Here is a 17,868-nt window from a genome sequence, read left to right as displayed (position 1 = left end):
TCAGCCCACCGCCGAAAGCAACGGCTTGAGCGGGCAATGCGAGTCGAGCTTCCGGTATTCGCGGAACACCGCCCGGCGCAGCATCTCGTCGCTTATCGGCGCGTCCGCGTCGAGCGCCAGCAGCCGCGCATGGAGCGCGACGTTGCGCAACTGCCCACCCGAGAGCACGCAGCGCACCGCTATCTCCTGCACCAGATCGTCGTCGGCGCGGTGGTCGCCGAGATGATGCTCGAGGATCTCGTAGCGTCGCAGCTCGTCGGGCGCGCGGAACGGCACCACCACGTCCATCCGCCGCTGGAACGCCTTGTCGATGCGGTCCGGGGCGTTGGTGGTGACGATCAGGATGCCCGAGAAGCTCTCGATCCTCTGGAGCAGGAAGTTGGTCTCGAGATTGGCGTAGCGGTCGTTCGCGTTGCCGACATCGGTGCGCCGCGCCATCAGCGCATCGCCTTCGTCGAGCAGCAGGATCGTGTCGAGATCCTCGGCGGCGGCAAAGGCGCGGTCGAGCGCCTTCTCGGTCTCGCCGATATATTTGCTAACCGTCGCAGCGAGGTCGATGCGCCAGATGTCGCGGGCAAGGTCGTGCGCCAGCCGCCGCGCGGCGAGTGTCTTGCCCGCGCCCGACGGCCCGGCGAACAGCGCGCGGACTCCCATCGCTCCCGCTCCGTGCCCGGCATGCGCGCCCAGTGCCTCGCGATTGCGCGCGCGCGTCGCGAGCGCGTCGAGCTCGTCCTGCGCCTGGGGTTCTAGCGCTAGGAATTCGGGGCGATCCCCAGCATCGATCCGCGCCGCGACGGTTTCGAGCCGGCTGTCCTGCAAGTCGCGCAGCGCCAGCCGCACGTCGCCGCGGGTTATCGTGCTGCGTCCCGCCTGGCGCGCAGTCAGCGCCGCCCCCGCCGCGGCACGCCGGATCGTGCCCCCGGTCAGCCGGAAGGCCGACGCCAGCCGTGCGACATCGCTCGCCGCCGGCTCGGGAAGCACTGCGCGCCAGTGCGCGCCACGTTCGGCGACATCCGGCGCCGGAATCGCAAGCGTCACCTGCGGACGATCGGCAAGGCGCACGCCGCCGCTCGGTCCCGTGATCACGATCAGCCGAACCGGATCGAGCGGGAAACCCGCCACGTCACGGACCTCGCCCACTCCGACCGGCAGCGACAGCGCGACGACGGCATTCGTGAGGAACGCGAACAGCCCGATCTGCGCCCAGGCGTCGGGACGCGCTGCGGCCTCCGCCGGCGCCAGCAGCAAGGGTTGCCCGAGCCCGCGCGCGAGCGCGCCGGCCAGCGTGGTCCTGCCGTTGCGCTCGGGGCCGCGGAGCAGTGGCACCAGCAGCGCATCCTCGGCCATCGCGCCGGCCAGAAGCTGCGCATGCCGCTTCACCTCAGCACTGGCGATGAAGCCTTCGAGTACGGGCAACTGCGCCGGCGGCATCAGCCGGCATCCGGGCGGCGCGACACTGTCGCCGCTCAGCGCGTCCCATGCCGTCGCCGAGACCGCGACGCGCCAGTCGAAGCGCGGCGCCTCGGGATTTTCCACCAGGACGAGGCCGATCTGGACCAGCCGATTGACCGCGCGCCGCACCGCGACCGGATCGTCTTGACCAGCATGGGATCGCCACAGCGCGGTGAGCGTCGCCAGCGTCAGCCGATCGTCCTCGGCGAGCAGCCCGGCGACCCGCGCATCCTCCCCAGCCAGCCCGATCGCGAGCAGCAGGTCGATCGCCAGCGGATCGCCCAGCGCCGCAGCCAGCCGTTCCAGCGGGAGCCCCGGCGTCGCTCCCGCCCATTCGGCGATGCGCATGCGCCATTGCGCCGCCGAGAACGACTGGCCCGCCAGCGCCGTGATCTCGGTCGCATAGTCGGCGAGCCAGCCGGGCGCAGCCTCGCCGATCTGCTCGGCGAGCGTCGCGCCCGCGCCGAGCAGCGCCAGCCGCAGATGGACGGCCGGCTCGCGGGCGAGGCGCGCGAGGCTCATGCGAAGCGAAACCCGATGCTGCGCCCCGCCGCGGGGATCCAGCCCGGATCGCGATCGAGGCCGGCAAGGCGAAGTCCGAGCGGGTGGGTGTCGAGCAGGAAGCCGATCTCGATCCGCTCGGAGTCGATGCGGATGGTGCCGGGCCGATCGGCGAGTATTGCCACCGCCGCCCGGTAGTCTTCCTCCCCCAGCGCCCGTGCGATCCGCGCCTCGAGATAGCGACCGAGGCACGCGACCCAGCGTCGGCGCATCCAGGATTCGGGGCGCGGCGCATGCCAGACATCGGCGATCGGGAAGCCCGCCATATGCCAGCGGCTCGTGCCGTGGGGGCCCCGGATCGCACGCTGAGGCGCCACCGGCCAGGGCGCCAACCATTCGGGCTGCACGCGCCACGCCGGCGCCTCGAAGTTGCTGCCGACCCGTTCGCGCGGCCCCAGCCCCGCCAACTCGCGCAACAGCGGCGCGAGGGGATCGCCGGCAAGGCCGGGGCCAAGCCATTGTCGCCCGAGCAGCAACAGCAGCTCGAACGGCGAAAGCCCGCGCAGCCCGTGACCCGGTCGCGTGAAATCGCCGTACAGGCCGAGCGCGAGAAAGATGTTGAGCAGGAAGAACAGCCCGGCATGCTCACTCGCGACGATGCGCGGCGGCGCCTCGACCGGAACGGCGATCGCCTCCAAGGGCGCCTCCTGCCGAGGCGTGGCGGGTGTCGTCGCGCATGCCGGCTCGCTCCCGGTCAGGTCATCCCGCCGATCGGCGATGGCGCGCATCGATCCTCCAGGGCGCGGCCCTTCGACGGGCGCGATCGCTCCGCCGCGGCTTTCCTGCGGGGAACCGGTGCGCGATGAAGGTTTCAGGACGGCCGCCCCCGCCATTTCCGCGCCAAGCGCCTCGATGACATCGCGTGCCGGCGGTTGCGCAGTCGCCGCCTCGATCCAGTCGGCATGCGCCTCGACGAAGGCGCGGGTCGCGAGCAGTTCGGGCCGGCGCACCGCTAGCAGCGACACCGCGATCAGCATTTGCGCGATGGGTTCGCCCGTCTCGGCACGAGCCGCCGCGATCGCCTCGACCAGCGCCGGTATCCGAGCCCTCGCCTGCCGCGGTGGCTCGGATACCGGCACATCCGGCGTCGCTTCCGCGCGCTCGACCGGCGCGATGCCCCCGCCATAAACGCGCACCAGGAGGTCGGCGGTCGCCTGCAACTCCCCCCGCTCGAAATGCGCGAGCCACCGCCCTGCCAGCCGCGTGTCCGCCAGCGCCGCGATCACGCGCGGCAGTCGCACCGGGTCGGCGAGCAGCCGCTGCCGCCAGCGCAGCCGCGGCGTCGTGCTCGCGGGCACGGCGCGGCGCACCAGTTCGGGCAGCGCCTCGCCCCCCAGCCATGCCGCGACCACCGCGCATTCGAGCGCGACCTCGTCCGCGAAATACACGCTTTCCACCGCCCCGCGCCCGGATGCGGTGCGCGCGGCGCGGATTCGCTCGATCAGCTCGCCGGCAAAGCCTTCGAGCCCTTCGGCAAGCGGCCGCCGCATCCGCACCCGCCGGATCAGCAGCAACGCGCGGGCATCCACGCCTGTTGACGCGTGCGTCACCAGCTCGAGCGCATTGGCCAGCCGCGCGCGGTCGCCAGGCCGGGGGTTGGCCAGCCGGGCCCGATCGATGCGCAGCGCCGGCCGCGCCTTGATCACAGCACCGGCGCTTTCTTGCCGCTGGCGATCGCGGCGCTATCCTCGCCGCCGCTGGTCACCACGGTGATGCGGTTCCTGGCGTTCTTCACGATCGCCGCGGTGGTGGTGAAGGTGAAGCCGGTCCGCGTGAACTTGATCAGCCTCGGCGCGATCGTGGTCGTCCCGAGCAGCACGCGTTCGAGCACGCCCTCGCCTAGATTGTCGCCGGTCACCGCGATGTCCACGCCCTTGCCGCGCACCGTTTCGCCGGTGACCGACTCGATCGTCGGCGCGGCACGGCCGATCTCGGATCTGCCCCCCCCGCTCAGCGATGTCTCGGGACCCGAGGGCGTCGGCGTGGGCTGTGTCGGCGTGGGTGTCGGCGTCGTCCCGCTGCCGCCTTCGAGCGCCTTGACCCGCGCCTCGAGCGCCATGATCGCCTCGATCAGATTGTTGGCGAACCCGGCGGTGATCAGGTCGCCGGGCTTCACTTCGCTCAGCGCGAGCCGCACGAAGGTGTTGACCGTGGTGCCCGCCTGACTTGGCGAGGGTGTCGGTGCGGGAGCGGGCGAAGGCGTCGGGCTCGGCGCGGGGGCGGTCGGCGGCGTGGGAGTCGGCGTCGGTGCCGCCACCGCCCCGTAATAGATGCCGCTATCGGCAAGCAGCGTCTCGATCAGGAAGCGATTGCGGTCGCTCAGCTTTTCCTGGCTGTACCCGGAATATTGGACATTCTCGGCCGGATTGAAGTTGCTTATCGCCATGATCGTCGCTCCCTCACGGAATCAGCGGATAGTTCGCGAAATTCCAGTGGCTTAGGTTGAACCTTGCATCCGCGCGATACGGCAGGTGGCCGTTCGCGAAGATCAGCAAATCGGGCTTGTTCGCGATTTCGCTCTGCGCGACGCGATAGAGCCAGATCGCGTGCGCGCTGTCGGTATCGATCGCCGGCGCGGAGAGGCTCTCGCGCAGCAGCGGCTCGACTGCGCTGGCGTCGATATGCGTCGGCCCCCGCACGGTCATGCCTTCGAAGAAGAAGTCGATGCGATTGTCGCCTAGCGCGGGGATCAGCCCGACCGGCGGCAGATAGCGGAAGCGGTCGCGCGCGCGAATGAGCCCGATCGCCGGGATCGTCGCGACTTCGTCCTGGAACTGGCGGAACATCGCCCGCCCCACCGCCAGCCGCCGCGGCTCGGAGATCGCGCCGACCACCCCGTCCGGATCGCGCAGCGCTATCGGCCGGCGGACGCTCCAATTGTCGGTGAATGTGTGGCCTGCGCTGGTGAAGGCAATCAGCGCGAGCGGGACTTCGCCCAGGCTCAGTCCGTGGCCGGCCATGACTTCGATCAGGTCGTCGGCGCGCGCCGTGCCGCCGAGCAGATTGGCGGGCCAGCCGGGCAGCACGCCCACGCCGAACGCCTCATAGGCGATGCGATTGCGGAAATCGCCCTGGCCCGGATCGGCATCGAACAGTTCGTCGCGGATCTCGAGCAGGCGGAATTGCACCGCTTCGACCGTGGCGTCGAGCGCGCAGCGCGGGCTGGTATCGCCCATCCCGCTCACCGCCGCGCGCCCCTCGCTGGTGAAGGCCGGCGCGATCGTGAGCACGTAGAGCCCCGCCCCCGCGACATAATCCCCGTCGGCGAGCGGCGCGCAGTCGCCGAACAGGCACGCGACATTGTCGGTCCCCGGTTGCGCGGCGCGATCAAGCGCCAGCGACACCTTGTGCTTGAGGCACAGCACACTGCCCGCCCGATTGACCGCGACGCCCGGCTGGACCTCGACCGCGGGGCGTCCGCCGGGCGCGATATTGCCCTTGAACGCGACCTGGAGCCCGTTCGCGATCCCGTCGCCCAGCGCAAGGCCGATCCGCGCGTCGGCCTCGCGCCGCGCCGCCTGCTCGCGGCTCATGTCGTTGCCGGTCAGCAGCCGACCGTTGAAGAAGTTGACCGTCCGGATCGCATCCTCTCCGAACGGCTCCTGGAGCGCGACGAAATCGCCTGGCATGGCTCAGCGCCCCTTTACCGAATTGAAGTCGGCGATCTGGAACCAGCGGCTTTCGCCGTCCGAGATGATCGTCCGCGCCTCGCCGTACGGGATGGTCAGCGAGGTATCCCAATCGATCCGATCGTTGGCGCTGAGCTTGAAGTCGATCTCGCCGCTCATCGACCGGAAGAAGAAGGTCCGGCCCTGCCCTGCCTCCTTCGCCTGGGGCAGGGTCACATGGGTGGGCGTGAAGGTGATGAAGACGTCGTAGCGCTCGTGATCCTTGGTCAGGTCGAGCGTGGCGTCGGGCGAGCCCTGGATGATACGCGGCCGCAAGGTGAACGGACCACCGCCCGAGCCGGGATCGCCCTTGTCGCCTTTCTCGCCCTTGTCGCCCTTGAGACCCTGGGCGCCCGGCGTGCCGGGATCGCCCTTGTCGCCCTTGCCGCCGGGCGCTCCAGGTGCGCCGGTGTCACCCTTGTCTCCCTTGCTGCCTGGCGCCCCGGGGTCGCCCTTGTCGCCTTTATCGCCCTTGTCGCCCTTGTCGCCTTTATCTCCTTTGTCTCCCTCCTCCCCCTGCGGGCCGGGATCGCCCTGCGGCCCGGGAGGTCCCGGCTTCTGGTCCTCGTCGGTCAGGATGCCGAGCGCGGTCTGGACGAGGTGGAGCGGCGCGATGAGCGGCCGGCGGCCTTGCTCGACGATCACGTCCTCGGCATCGCCATCGACTTGCCACCCGCCGCCTTCCCCGGTCAGCGGCACGGTGATCGCGGCGAGCAGCACGCAATCCTGCGCGGTCCCCGCCGGGTCGCCGCAGCGGCGCGCCATCACGCGCGGGCGATATTCGGTGATCCACAGCCGATAGGCGAGCTTGAGGAAGCTGTCATAGTCGTCGATCGACACTCCGATCGGCAGCGGCGGAATCGCCGGCACCGTTGCGTCCTCGACGCCCTCGGTGATCGCGTCGAGCGCCTCGCGGATCGCATCCGCCCAGTCCTCGGGATCGAGCGGCGGCGATCCGGGGCCCTCGTCGACGATGTCGTCGAGCCACGCCGAGAATATCGCAATCGCGTCCGCTTCCCATTGCTCGGGCGGATCAAGGCGGAATTCGAGGCAGTAGTCGTCGGCGATCCGCGAGGGCTGCATCAGCGCCGCCTCGGAGCGGCACGGTTCGCCGGGCACCGGCACCGGCGCGATCGCGCAGTCGCGATAGCAGAGCGTCAGGTACAGGGTCAGCGAATCCGCCGACTCCGAATCCGCAACCTGCGCCGAAACGGCCTCGGCATTGTCGGGATCGGACAGCCAGCCATTGATCGACCCGCACTGGTCGCGCCCGACGCAGATCAGCCGCCCCGAAGGCGCGGCTGCCGAACCCGCGGTGATGTGGACGCGCGGGCCGTTGACCGCGCCGTCATCCTCCACGCGCACGGCAAGCCCGCTTGCAGTGCCATAGCCGATCAGGTCGCGGACCATCCATTCGCTGCGCCCGACCAGATAGGCGTGTTCCTGGACATAGTCGGCAACGCCGAGGACCATGCCCTTGACGAAGTTGACGTGCTGGCCCGGATCGGGCGTGCCGATCGCGGGCACGGTGGCGGTGGTGGCGTTACAGCAGCCCATGAGGTGCCTCCGGCAAGGTTAGGGGGGCGCGGCTCAGCATGCGAGCCGCGCGCGGTCAGGAGTGAGGGGAAGCCCGTCGGGGCCGATGAAGCTCTCGCCGATATAGGCCTTGCCCAGGATCGCGCCGGGCAGCAGCTCGGGCGCGCGGCTGCCCGCGCCGATCGCGGTGTCGTAGCCCAGCCGCGCCTCGCCGATGCGGTTCATCGCGAAGTAGAAGCGGATATCGAAGATCGTGTGCGCGGGCTTTTCGAGCGCGATGATCCGCCGCGCCAGCGCCTCGCGCCGTGCAAGCGTCTCTGCATCGGTGGCGTCGGTCGCGCTCACCGGCAGCAGCACCGAGAAGCGGTGTGCGGTCCGGTCGATCGGCAGCAGCTCCTTCTCGAATTCCTGCCAGTCCGCCCGCGCCTGGAGCGTCGCCAGGCTGGTATCGGCGAGCGAGACTTCGCCGAAGCGCTTCCACGCGCTGCCATGCGCCTGGTTGAGCAGCGCCAGCCGGCGATAGCGCCCGGCGAGGAAACGCTGCCACAGCGTGCGGTTGTGCGACTGGAGCTTGAGGAAGGCGGCCCAATTGGCGGCATGCGCGGGCGGCACCGAAAGCCGCGGCAGCGTCGCCATCAGGCCCGTCACTGCCCGCGCCTGCTGGAACGCTTTCCAGTTCTCGCGCTCGGTCAGCCCGGCATCGTGCGTCGGCGGATCGACCACGCTGCTCGTATCGCCCGCGCCGATCCGCCCCAGCGTGCGCGTCCGATAGCTTTCGACGATGCGGATCGCGCCCTCGCAGCGGCAATCCTCATCGCTGAACAAGGTGCCCTCAAGCGGCTGGACAAACGCGAGCGCCAGCGCGCTCTCCAGCCCGCGCATCGTCCCGCGCCAGCCGAAGAAGCGGATCGCATGCGCGATGAACAGCCGCCGCCGCTGCTCGCCCCATGACGGATCGAGCGCGACGTCGAACCATTCGGCCAGCCAGCCCAGCGCCTCGACCGGCGCAGTGCGCGTATCGAACAAGGCTTGGGCGGAAATCATCCGCGCCTCGATTACGCTGGTCGTCCCCTGCATGTTGGCGAGGAAGCGTTCGAGGAAATCGGCGGGCTCGGGATCCTCGCGATAGAGCGCGGGCAGATAGCGCTCGGCCCAGGAGACGCGCGGCCACGACGCTCGTAGAGCGCGCAGCCTCGGGCTCGAATCGCCATCGCTAGTCAGGCTCAGCCGCACTTCGAGGAAGCGCCCCTCGATGCGCTGGAACAGCAGCTCGAACGTGCCGTGCTGGGCGAGCGGATCGGTCGCGACCAGCGCATTGGCCGAATGCGCGGCGAGTTCGCTGCCCGATCGCGACAGGATCGGCGAAGGCTGCGGCACCCACGCGCCGAGTCCGTCGGCCTCGTCGCTCGCGCGCGCCTCGACCAGAATGCGCGTCCCGGGCGGTACGCAGCCATCGAGCCGCAGCCGGTCCCACACCGCGCTTGGCATCCCGCTGTCGAACACCGGACTGCGGAAGTCGGCACGCACGCGGAATTGCTGGCGCGGCTTCTCGACCACCTGCGGCCAATTGGGGATGTCGCCGCTGTCGTAGCTGGCATTGCCCTCGATCGAGACGAGCGCGCGGCCACCGTGGCGGCGCAGCGGGAAGCTCTCGCTGGTCTCGCGCAGTTTCGGGCCGTCCTCCGTCTCGAAGCGGAAGGCGCGGAGCTGGTTGCCCGTCGCGTCGGAGACGAGCACGCGCAGCACGCTCTCGCTGCCGCGCAGCAGCACATTGCCCGCGACCATGTCGTGCGGCACGAAGTCGAGTGGCAGTCCGGCCTGCGGGGCCGCCTCGCCGGTCCACAGATACAGCGCCGATGGCGTGCGCGAGAGGATCGCGACCGCGCCACTCGGTAGCGCGGCGATCGCGATCGGATCGATCGCGGGATCGAGCGCGGTCAGGTCATGGCCCTCGGCAGCCACCGCGGGTGCCCGTGCCCGCGCCTCGCCGCTCACTGGCTGGAACAGCTCGGGGACTTCCTCGCCCAGCCCGGCACCGACCAGGGAAGCACGCGCGTCGAGTTCGAACAGCCGCCGGGCGGGGCCGTCGAGCAGCCACAATCCGCTTTCGCAGCGCGGCTCGAGATCGGTGACGCTCGGCGCATCCTCGGCGGGCCAGTCGAAATGCAGCGGCGGACCGCCCGCGACCAGATCGAAACTGTCGAGCCCGATATCGCTCGCCGCGATCAGCCAGCCGTCGCCGGTCGCTGCCAGGGCGCGATAGGGCACCGCCACGGGTACGCGATCGTCGTGCGGCACGAACAGCCGCGGCGCGGGCCGTTGCGCGCGCGTGTCGGGCCAGAAGCGCGTCGTCGATCCGTCGCCGCGCGAGCGGACGAACAGCTGGGTCGCGTCGTCGCCGATCCAATAGACGTTGCCGAAGCGATCGGCTGCCGCGGCGCGGCGGACCTCGGGCGAGAGCGGCACTTCGCCCGGCGTGAACGCCAGCGGGTCGCGCAGGGGTGCCAGCGTCAGCTCGACGCGCTCCTCGTCCCAGCCGGGCGCGGTTGCCGGCTGATCGCCGACGGGCATCTCCCACACTTCCGCCAGCGTCGTCGTATCATCAACACGCCCGCGCGCCCAATCGGCCTCGCCGAGGAGCAGGTGGAAGCGCTGGCCGTCGGCGTTCATCAGCACGTCTCCGCCACGACGGGAACGGGTAGCAGCGCCGAGCCGTCGCCCGTGCCACTGCCGGTGCCGCCCGAACCCAGATCGCCGCGCAGCAGGCTGATGTCGATCGGATCGCCGCCGACCACCGAGATGCCGGCCAGCTCGGGAAGCTCGATCCCGGTGATGGGCACCGCGTCCATCTTGCCGCCGGTGTCGAGCGCGAGCTGGATGTCGGCGACTTCGACCACGCCGGGCACGCGCGCCGCCTCGGCCATCAGTGCGCGGGCATGGACCGGGCGACCGAGCGGCCAGCCGCGCAGCGCCGGATCGGTCGCGGGGCCGTAGAGCGGGCCCTCGGTGGTCGAGAAGTCGCTGTCCTCGGGAGGCAGCGGGCTCAGATAGGCGCGCAGCCGCGCCTTAACGGCGTCGGCCACCTCGGCGATCGTATAGCCGCCGCCGACTTCGATCCCCACCGACACCCAGATCCTTTTGTACGCCGGCCCGCGCAGCACCAACTCGGTGGTCACCAGCCGGCGCGGATCGAGATAGGCGCACAGCGCGTCGAGAAACGGTGCGTCGGGGCGCGGCGCGGCGGGGTGCTCGGGATCGTTGCGCGGGGCGACGAGCAGCGTCACCACGCCGGGCACGGTGCCGATCGCGCCAGGGGCGAGGTCGGGATGCCAGGCCGGGAGCACGTCGATCCGTCCGATCGACACGCCCGGCGTGCGCCAGGCGATGCTGCGGAAATCGGCCTCGGTGACCAGCCGGTCGCGGTGCTGGAGCATCCGCTGCACCTGCTTCTCGCCCGATCGCACGCTCTCGGCGTCGGTGCCGCCCCAGGTCGCGATCGGATTGGTCGCGGTGAAGCCGCCGGGTGCCAGCGGACCGGCCTTGAGCGCATGGGGGCCGACATTGCCTTCCTGCCCCTCGCTATACTCGTATCGCGCATAGAGCCGCTCGTCGGCGCCGGGCCGCCGCCCCGCCAGCCCGTCGCCGAAGCTGACCACCCCGGCCTCGGCATCGACGCGGAACGACGTCGCCGGGCCGAGCTGCTGGCTCGCGCCCGGTATGGGCACCTCGGGCGCGGCGGCGAGCAGATCGTCGATCGCGCTCCATTCGGTCTCGGTCCCTTCGGGCGACACGCTGACGATCGCGACGCTGTTCTCGAGCACCGGCGCCTTGGCGAGCTGGCGGACCTGGTCGGGGCTGCCGTCGCCGTCGGCTAGGCGCTCGGCGCGGATCGTCTCGAACTGGCGCACGCCGACCGCATTGATCCCCGCCCAGCGCAGCCGCACCTCCGCCGCCGACGAGGCGCGCACGCGGATCCAGGTGACCAGCGTCTCGGCGATCGCGCTGTCGTCGATCGCCGGGGGCAATTCGCCCACCCCCGCCTCGAACGGATCGAGGTTGTTCCACAACCGGAGCGCATCGGCCTCGGGCAGCCCGATCTCGACCACCCCCACCTCGCGCGACGGATCGAAGTCCGCCCGCGCATCGAGCGCCCGCCAGTCGGGCGCCGGCCGCCCATTGACGAACAGCAGCTCGCCGTTCGCCGCCGGCCGGGCGATGTCGTAGCGCAGCAGGTCCGCCGGCGCCGTCGTCGCCCCGCCCACGGGGATAGCCAGCTGCTCGACATCCTCGGCCGGCGCCAGCCCGAGCGAAAGGTTCCGCCCCGCAATCGCCTCGCGCACCAGCTTGGTCGGGTCGTCGGTCGCGGCAAGGTCGTCCTTCCGCGCGACCAGCGCGATCCACAGCGTCCGATCGATCGTCTCGGCCAAGTCGAGCGGCCCCTGCGCCGGATCGAACGGCGCGCTCTGGTAGAGCGTGAGCTGCGCCGGCAGCGTCGCGCCGTACGAGGCGTAGAGCAGCTCGTAATATTTCCGTAGCTCGGGCGCCGGGTTCGCCACCGGCCGCTTGACGAACAGCTTGGCCTCGACCGGCAGCACGTCGAGCCCGGTCACCGTGCGGAACGGCATTGCGCCTGCGAGCAGCTCGAAGTCGCGCTGGATCGTCTGGGTCGCGAGCGCACCCTTCTCGTTCGCGAACGCCACCAGCCCGCGCGCCTCGCTCGCAGTACGCAGCGGGATGCCGAGCAATTGCAGGAACTTCGCCCGGTTGCGCTCGGGGATCAGGTTCGCGCGATAGATCAGATTCTCGGTCAGGAACGCGAACAGCTGGACGATCGTCACCCCCGGATCGGACGGATTGAAATTGGTCCATTCGGGCGTGTGGACGGGAACGCGGGCGAGCGTCTCCTCGACCAGCGCGCGATAGTCGCGATCGTCGATGCGGGGGGCAGGCAGCGGCATCAGCTTCTCCCCAGCGGGATCGAGACGCTCGTCCGCTCGGCCGCGCCGGTCGCGACGAGGCGATAGGCGATGGTGGCGAGCGCGGCGGTGGCGTCGGTGGGATCGGGCGCCACGTCCACCCCGTCGAGCGATATGCGCGGCTCCCAGGCCTTGAGCGCATCCTCGATCGAGGCGGCGATGCGGACATGCGTCGCGGGATTGTTGGGCTCGAACAGATAGCGCCCCAGCCCCGCCCCGAAACCGGGCAGCTGGATCCGCTCGCCCGCCTCGGTCTTGAGGATGATCGCGATCGATTCGCGCACGTTCGCCTCCCCCTGCGACCAGCGCATCCGCCCGTCGGCGCCGACGCGCGGGGGAAAGCCGAGGCTCTTGCCGAACGGGCTCATCATGCCTTCCCCTTGAACCGCGGCAGCGGGAAGCACGCGATGAACCACGGCACCCAGCGGAAGATGAAGTCGAGCAGCAGCACGATGCAGATCAGCAGGATCAGCGCGCAGATCGTGATGATCGGGATCGACAGCGAGCAGATCATGCCGATGTCGACATTGCTGCCGCCCTTGCAGCCGCCCCCCTCGGCGCCCTTCTTCATCTTGATGCTCTTGTGGAACGGCCAGGGCAGCACCTGGAGCACCAGGTCGATGAAGCCGAACCCCTTGGCGCGCTGTACCTGCCCGCAGAGCAGGTCGGACATCACGAACGCCGTCCCGCGCCCGTGCTTGCGCAGGCCAGCCGGGCTGGTGTCGGTCGGCAGGGTGATCGTGATCGGCCGCACCGGCGCATCGGGATCGAAGAAGCTGGCGAGCCTGAACTGCTCGCTGCCCTTCGAGAGCGTCGGCGGATGCAGCGGTCCGCAATCCGCGTTCATATGGACCATCCGCGCGACGAACAGCCCCTGGTCGCCCGCGGTCTTGATCATCACGTCGCGCAGCTTCATCGCGTGCGGGATCGGCTGGACCGTCGCCTCGTCGCTGTCGGGCAGCGCGCGCGCCAGCAGCGCGAGGAAGCGGTCGAGCTTCTCGACATCGACGTTAACGTCCGGGCTGTCCACCGGATCGAGGATCACCGTCTCGTCATTGGCGGGCGGATCGAGCGTCGTGCTGAACGGATCGCCCCCGGCGAGCACGGTCTTGTAGGGCCCGTCCAGCGTCGCGGCCGCCTGCTTGTTCGGCGGGGCGACCATCCCGACCAGCTGGAAGTGAAAGTCGGGCCAGTCGGCATTGGCCTTGGTGCCGTCGGCATAATGCGTGGTGACCGCATCGAGCTTGGGCTCCCAGGCGAGGATACGGCGCACCGCGTCGCGCATCGACGGCGCCTTGGTCTTGCCCGCCGGCGGGATCGGCCCGCCCGAGACGAGGTTGTGCATCGCCCGCCATGCCGCCTGCTCGGAGATGTTGAGCACGCTGTCGGGCGGCTGAGTGGTGTCGCTCAGCCGCGCCGCCACGCGCGGCAGATGCAGGTCGAGCCATTTGCGCAGGTCGAGCAGCAACAGCCACGACTGGTGCTGGTATTGATAATTATAGTCGCGCACCCGCTCGGCGCGCTCGGCATTGCTTTCCTGCGAATCCGGCGTGTTGGTTCGGAACTCGTCCGCCGCCTTGATCGCCGCGCGGACCAGCGCCTTCCACGGCTCGATCACTTCGATGCGCAGTTGCGCGGTGCGCGCCACCTTGGTCACCGGCCGCGCCGCCGGCGCGCCGGGCTTGAGCGCTGCCATCTGCCCCGCGGCGAGCGACACCGGCGTGGTGACCACCGACTTGCCGAGATACTCCTCGCGCCGCGCGACCGGGATCATCCCCGCCCAGATCGTCCGCCGCGCGCCTTCCTCGTCGCGGTGCTGGAGCGGAAACAGCGGAAGCTGCTCCTCGCCCGGCGCGAGCCCCGCATCGGCCTCGACGCGCTGCCACTCCGGGCCATCGCTGCCCATCACATAAGCGTATTCGACCAGCGGCAGCGTCCCGTCGGCGCGCCCGCTCGCCGGCAGCAGCCGCCGCATCACGAACCCCACGGTCTCGTGCCCGCCCTCGACGGCGCGCTCGGGCAATCCGGGGATCTGACAGGCGAGCGTCCCCGCGACGAGATAGTAACGCTGGTGCGCCGGCTGGTAGAGCTTGAGCTGCTTGTTCGCCGGCGGTGCGGGCGGCGGTGCCGAGGGCGCGGCGCGCCAGAAGCGCCTGCGCTTGGCTTCCTGCATCGGCGCCGGGATCGGCACGCGGACTACGGCGTCGAGCAGGTCGGCCGGCATCGGCGGATCGCGCCACGTCTCGGGCCGCGCGATCCGGTCGGAAATCCGCGCCGGCTCCTCGGCCAGGGTCGCGAGCAACTGCTCCATGAAGTCGTCGCTGGCGAAGCGCAGCAATTGCGGACGCGCCTGGAACGGCGTCGTTCCCCGCCACAGCGGCCGCGGCGCCTGCCACGTGACCTTGTGTGCCAGCGCGGTCACCAGATGTTCCCCGCGCCCGGCGTGTAGGTCGTCGAGATCACTGTGTTCGAGATCAGCGTGTCGCACTTCACGATGCCCGAAAAGGTCGACATCCCGGCATCGACCTTGACCATCCCGGCGGAGACCGCGACCTGGCTGGCATTGACCGTCACCTTGGCCGCCGCGGTGATCGTGATCCCCGACGTCTCGAGCTTGACCGAATTGCCGTTCGAATCCTCGATCGTCACCGCGCCGGGGCCGTCCTTCATCGTCAATTTCTGCCCGCCGGGGGTCTCGAGCTTGAGCGTCTCCTTGCCGCTCGAATCGTCGAGCGTGACCTTCACCCCGTTGCGGCTGCGGATAACCTTGAGGTTGTTGCCGCTCGCCATCGATTGCGGCGGCTTGTCCTTGCCGTTCCACAGCCCGCCGAGCACATAGGGCCGCCGCGGATCGCCGTGCTCGAACGCGACGAGCACTTCGTCGCCGACATCGGGGATGAACCAGCTGCCGCGATTGTTGCCCGCGAACAAGGTCGCCATCCGCGCCCAGGCCGCATAGCCCTGCCCGCCCCCGGCATCGGGCGACCAGTCGAGCTTGATCTTCACGCGCCCTTGCCCGTCGGGATCCTGGATATCGGTGACGGTGGCCGGGACGACGCCATACCAGCGCCCGCCCCAGCCCTCGCTCCCGCGCTCGTGGAACTGCGCTTCGCCGCGATCGAGATCGAGCAGCATCACGCTTTCCCCAGCCCGGCGCGCTCGCAGCGGAATTCGCTGCGCATGCCCATCGCCTGATCGAAGCGGTGGGTGACCGCAGTGGCGCGGTAGTCGCCGTCGAACAGCTTGCCGAGCCCGGTTAGCGCCAGCGTCGCCCCCACCTTGATCGCCGCCTTGCTCTCGGCGACGCCTTCGCCGGTGACGAAGCGCCGCGCCATGTGGCGGAAGCTCGCCTCGGCGATCGCGCGCGCCTCGGCATCGTCGCGCGGCAGCGCATGTGCGATCGTGTCGACACGCTCGCCGAACGCGGACTTGAGGATCTTGGCGCCGCTGTCGGTCGAACCCGTCTCCCCCGAGATCGCGGCATCGGTAGCCTTGTTGGTAGCGACCTTCTTGTCGGCGACGTTCCACCCGCTCGCGACCATCGCAGTGCGCTGGCTGGCGAGATCGGCCTCGACATGGAATTCGCGCAGCGATCCCGCCCAGCGCAGCGCAACCTTCTCGGCCGGGCGCAGCTTGGCGACATGCAGTTCCTTGTCCTGCACCCAGACCAGCGCATCCTCGCGCCGCGCGAGATCATGGAGCAGCGCCAGATCGCTCTGGTTGACCTGCGCGATGCAGAGCTGGCTCGCGCCCTGCACGTCGACCTTGGGGGTGAGGCCATGCTCGGACGCGATCTTCTTCGCGACATCGGCGATCGTCGCCCGCTCGAAGGTCCGCGAGCGCCGGGTCATCCGCAGGTCCTGCAACCGGTCCTCGACCAGCACCCCGATCGTCGGCGGCGCGCCATCGGCGAAATCGGCAGTGATCGCGCTGATCCTGCCTTCGAACAGCAAATCGTCGCCCAGCTTGACCTTCACCGGCTTGCCGAACTCGATGGTCTTGCGGTCAAAATGCTGGAAGCCCGGGGTGTCGCCGCCGCCCCAATTGCCGAACACCAATTCGGCGCGGGCCATGCCCTCGACGCTGTCGGCAAGCTCCATCGTGATCAGCGCGGACTCGAGCTTGTCGGCCCGCGTCCCGCCGATCTCGATCGTCGGGCGCGCCGGCCGCATCGGCAGCGGCGTCACGTTGGAAGCAGCGGCGGGCATCAGTGCGCCCTCAGCCGTGCATGCCGCTGCGCGATGCGGCGCAGCGGCGGCCGGAGCTGCGCGGGCTCGATCCTCTGCGGCGCGCCGTCGCCCCCCTTCTTCTCTTCCGGCTTCTCCTGGCCGGGCGCGGAGATCGCTTCGAATTCGTTGATGACGACTGCCACGCGCCCCTCCTCAATTGATCCGCACCGACGCGCTCGCCGAGAATTTCGGCGGCGTGATCGATGGCGGCTGGATGTTGGCGCCCGCCGAGAAGCCGATCCCGCCGCTGATGCCCGCTCCACCAGCGATGCCCACGCCCGCGCTGCCGCCCAGGCTCACGCCGGCATTGACGTCGATCAGCTGGCCCGGCGACAGGCGCAGCGGGTCCTCGATCCCGTTGGCGGCGGCCATGCCCTTCCAGTCGGACTTGCCGTTCTTCGCCGCCACGCTCTGCGCGGTGTCGCCTTCCTTGGCCTGCGACATCGGCTTTTGCCCCGGCGACGACGGCACCTTGCCGTCGCCCTTGAACTCGGAGGTAAGGATCTTCTGCTGGCCGATCGTCAGGCTGATCTGCGCGCGCAGCGGCTTGCCGTCGGGGCCGAAGAATTCCAGGCTCTCCTCGAGCCCCTCGACGATCCCGTCGAACAGGAACGATCCCCAGACGAAGCGCGTCGCCGGCGGCACCATCTTCTTGGCATCGGCCTTGTCGGGGGTCGGCGTCATGAAGAAGATCACTTTCTGGGTGAGCCGGCGTACGTCGTCGACCGGATCCTCGGTCATCGCAGTGACGTCGAACCACAAAGTGAGCGCGAGCTTGGTCGTCCCCGCGCCGACGAACTGCCGCCCGGTATTCCCCGCCGCCTGGTCGCCGCCCTGCGGCTGGACGAGCTGGTTGGCGAAGGTCACCTTCAGGCTCTCGGGATTGAACTGGACCTTGACGCTCTGCCCGCCCGGCTTCTCCTTCTTGAAGTCGTCGTCGAGCTGGATCAGCTGGGCCTTGGCGAGTTCGGTCATGCCGCGGCCTTTCCGGGCACGAACTTTAGCGTCTCGTACGCGATCTGGAGTTCCTCGATCGCCACCGCCGCGCCGGTCGAGCTCAGCGTCGGCGCCTTCATCTTGATCGGCACGCAGCGCGAAAGCTGGAATCGCGCACGCTCGCTGCCGTCCGGTCCGAGGATCACCACTTCGGCATCGGCGCGCAGCCGCGGATCGGCGACCGAATCCTCGAACCATTGCCACAGCTCGAAATTGTCGGTCATCCCGCGCTTGAGCGAGAGATTGGCATAGGCCACCGTACCGTTGACGCGGATCGAGCGATCGTTGGCGCCGCCTTCCTTGATGGTCTTGACGTCCATCGTCATCTCGAGCCCGTCGCAGTCCGAAAAGGCAGCCTCGACCAGCGGTTTGCCCTCGCCTGCGCGCATGATCTCCACCGCGAAGTTGAACGCCATGAACGGATAGGGGCGCGGCGGTTCGTCGGCCATG

The 17,868-nt window shown here is 69.9% G+C and carries 14 protein-coding genes; all 14 read right to left on the bottom strand.

The window, feature by feature from the left end; all coding sequences use genetic code 11:
* Genes RZN05_RS05015 through RZN05_RS04950 form a run of 14 tightly spaced genes read right to left on the bottom strand, consistent with a single transcriptional unit; the run spans window position 1 to window position 17,867 of the window.
* Complete coding sequence (locus RZN05_RS05015; RefSeq protein WP_317225522.1) at window positions 1-1,974, bottom strand: ATP-binding protein; 1,974 nt, start codon at window positions 1,972-1,974, stop codon at window positions 1-3.
* A complete protein-coding gene (locus RZN05_RS05010; protein WP_317225521.1) occupies window positions 1,971-3,659 on the bottom strand; it encodes a hypothetical protein in 1,689 nt (562 codons plus the stop codon). The genes RZN05_RS05015 and RZN05_RS05010 overlap by 4 nt, the downstream gene beginning before the upstream one ends.
* Window positions 3,656-4,399: a hypothetical protein gene (locus RZN05_RS05005; RefSeq protein ID WP_317225520.1), complete on the bottom strand. Its 744-nt coding sequence runs from the start codon at window positions 4,397-4,399 to the stop codon at window positions 3,656-3,658. The genes RZN05_RS05010 and RZN05_RS05005 overlap by 4 nt, the downstream gene beginning before the upstream one ends.
* A gap of 13 nt (window positions 4,400-4,412) precedes the next feature.
* The gene (locus tag RZN05_RS05000) at window positions 4,413-5,642 is read right to left on the bottom strand and encodes a hypothetical protein (protein ID WP_317225519.1); all 1,230 of its coding nucleotides are present in this window, start codon (window positions 5,640-5,642) and stop codon (window positions 4,413-4,415) included.
* Window positions 5,643-5,645: 3 nt separating this feature from the next.
* Window positions 5,646-7,238 (bottom strand): hypothetical protein, encoded by a 1,593-nt coding sequence (locus RZN05_RS04995; RefSeq protein ID WP_317225518.1) that lies wholly within the window; start codon window positions 7,236-7,238, stop codon window positions 5,646-5,648.
* 33 nt (window positions 7,239-7,271) lie between these two features.
* A complete protein-coding gene (locus RZN05_RS04990) occupies window positions 7,272-9,887 on the bottom strand; it encodes a phage tail protein (RefSeq protein WP_317225517.1) in 2,616 nt (871 codons plus the stop codon).
* Complete coding sequence (locus RZN05_RS04985) at window positions 9,887-12,175, bottom strand: baseplate J/gp47 family protein (RefSeq protein WP_317225516.1); 2,289 nt, start codon at window positions 12,173-12,175, stop codon at window positions 9,887-9,889. Before RZN05_RS04985 ends, RZN05_RS04990 begins: the two co-directional genes overlap by 1 nt.
* Window positions 12,175-12,564, bottom strand: coding sequence for a GPW/gp25 family protein (locus RZN05_RS04980; RefSeq protein WP_317225515.1), 390 nt, complete (start codon window positions 12,562-12,564; stop codon window positions 12,175-12,177). Before RZN05_RS04980 ends, RZN05_RS04985 begins: the two co-directional genes overlap by 1 nt.
* Window positions 12,561-14,615, bottom strand: coding sequence for a hypothetical protein (locus tag RZN05_RS04975; protein WP_317225514.1), 2,055 nt, complete (start codon window positions 14,613-14,615; stop codon window positions 12,561-12,563). Before RZN05_RS04975 ends, RZN05_RS04980 begins: the two co-directional genes overlap by 4 nt.
* Entirely contained in the window at window positions 14,612-15,328 is a 717-nt protein-coding gene (locus RZN05_RS04970; RefSeq protein WP_317225513.1) for a phage baseplate assembly protein V, read from the bottom strand. The genes RZN05_RS04975 and RZN05_RS04970 overlap by 4 nt, the downstream gene beginning before the upstream one ends.
* Window positions 15,328-16,401 carry a phage late control D family protein gene (locus RZN05_RS04965; RefSeq protein WP_317225512.1) on the bottom strand — a complete coding sequence of 358 codons (1,074 nt, stop codon included), beginning with the start codon at window positions 16,399-16,401 and terminating at the stop codon, window positions 15,328-15,330. The genes RZN05_RS04970 and RZN05_RS04965 overlap by 1 nt, the downstream gene beginning before the upstream one ends.
* Entirely contained in the window at window positions 16,401-16,565 is a 165-nt protein-coding gene (locus RZN05_RS04960; protein ID WP_317225511.1) for a hypothetical protein, read from the bottom strand. The genes RZN05_RS04965 and RZN05_RS04960 overlap by 1 nt, the downstream gene beginning before the upstream one ends.
* A 10-nt stretch (window positions 16,566-16,575) precedes the next feature.
* Window positions 16,576-17,397 (bottom strand): CIS tube protein, encoded by an 822-nt coding sequence (locus RZN05_RS04955; RefSeq protein ID WP_317225510.1) that lies wholly within the window; start codon window positions 17,395-17,397, stop codon window positions 16,576-16,578.
* Complete coding sequence (locus tag RZN05_RS04950) at window positions 17,394-17,867, bottom strand: phage tail protein (RefSeq protein WP_317225509.1); 474 nt, start codon at window positions 17,865-17,867, stop codon at window positions 17,394-17,396. The genes RZN05_RS04955 and RZN05_RS04950 overlap by 4 nt, the downstream gene beginning before the upstream one ends.
* Between the last annotated feature and the right edge of the window lies 1 nt (window position 17,868).

The organism is Sphingomonas sp. HF-S4, from assembly GCF_032911445.1.
Classification (GTDB): domain Bacteria; phylum Pseudomonadota; class Alphaproteobacteria; order Sphingomonadales; family Sphingomonadaceae; genus Sphingomonas; species Sphingomonas agrestis.
The sequence above is the reverse complement of the archived record's forward strand: the minus strand, read 5'-3'. Positions and strand labels throughout refer to the sequence as shown.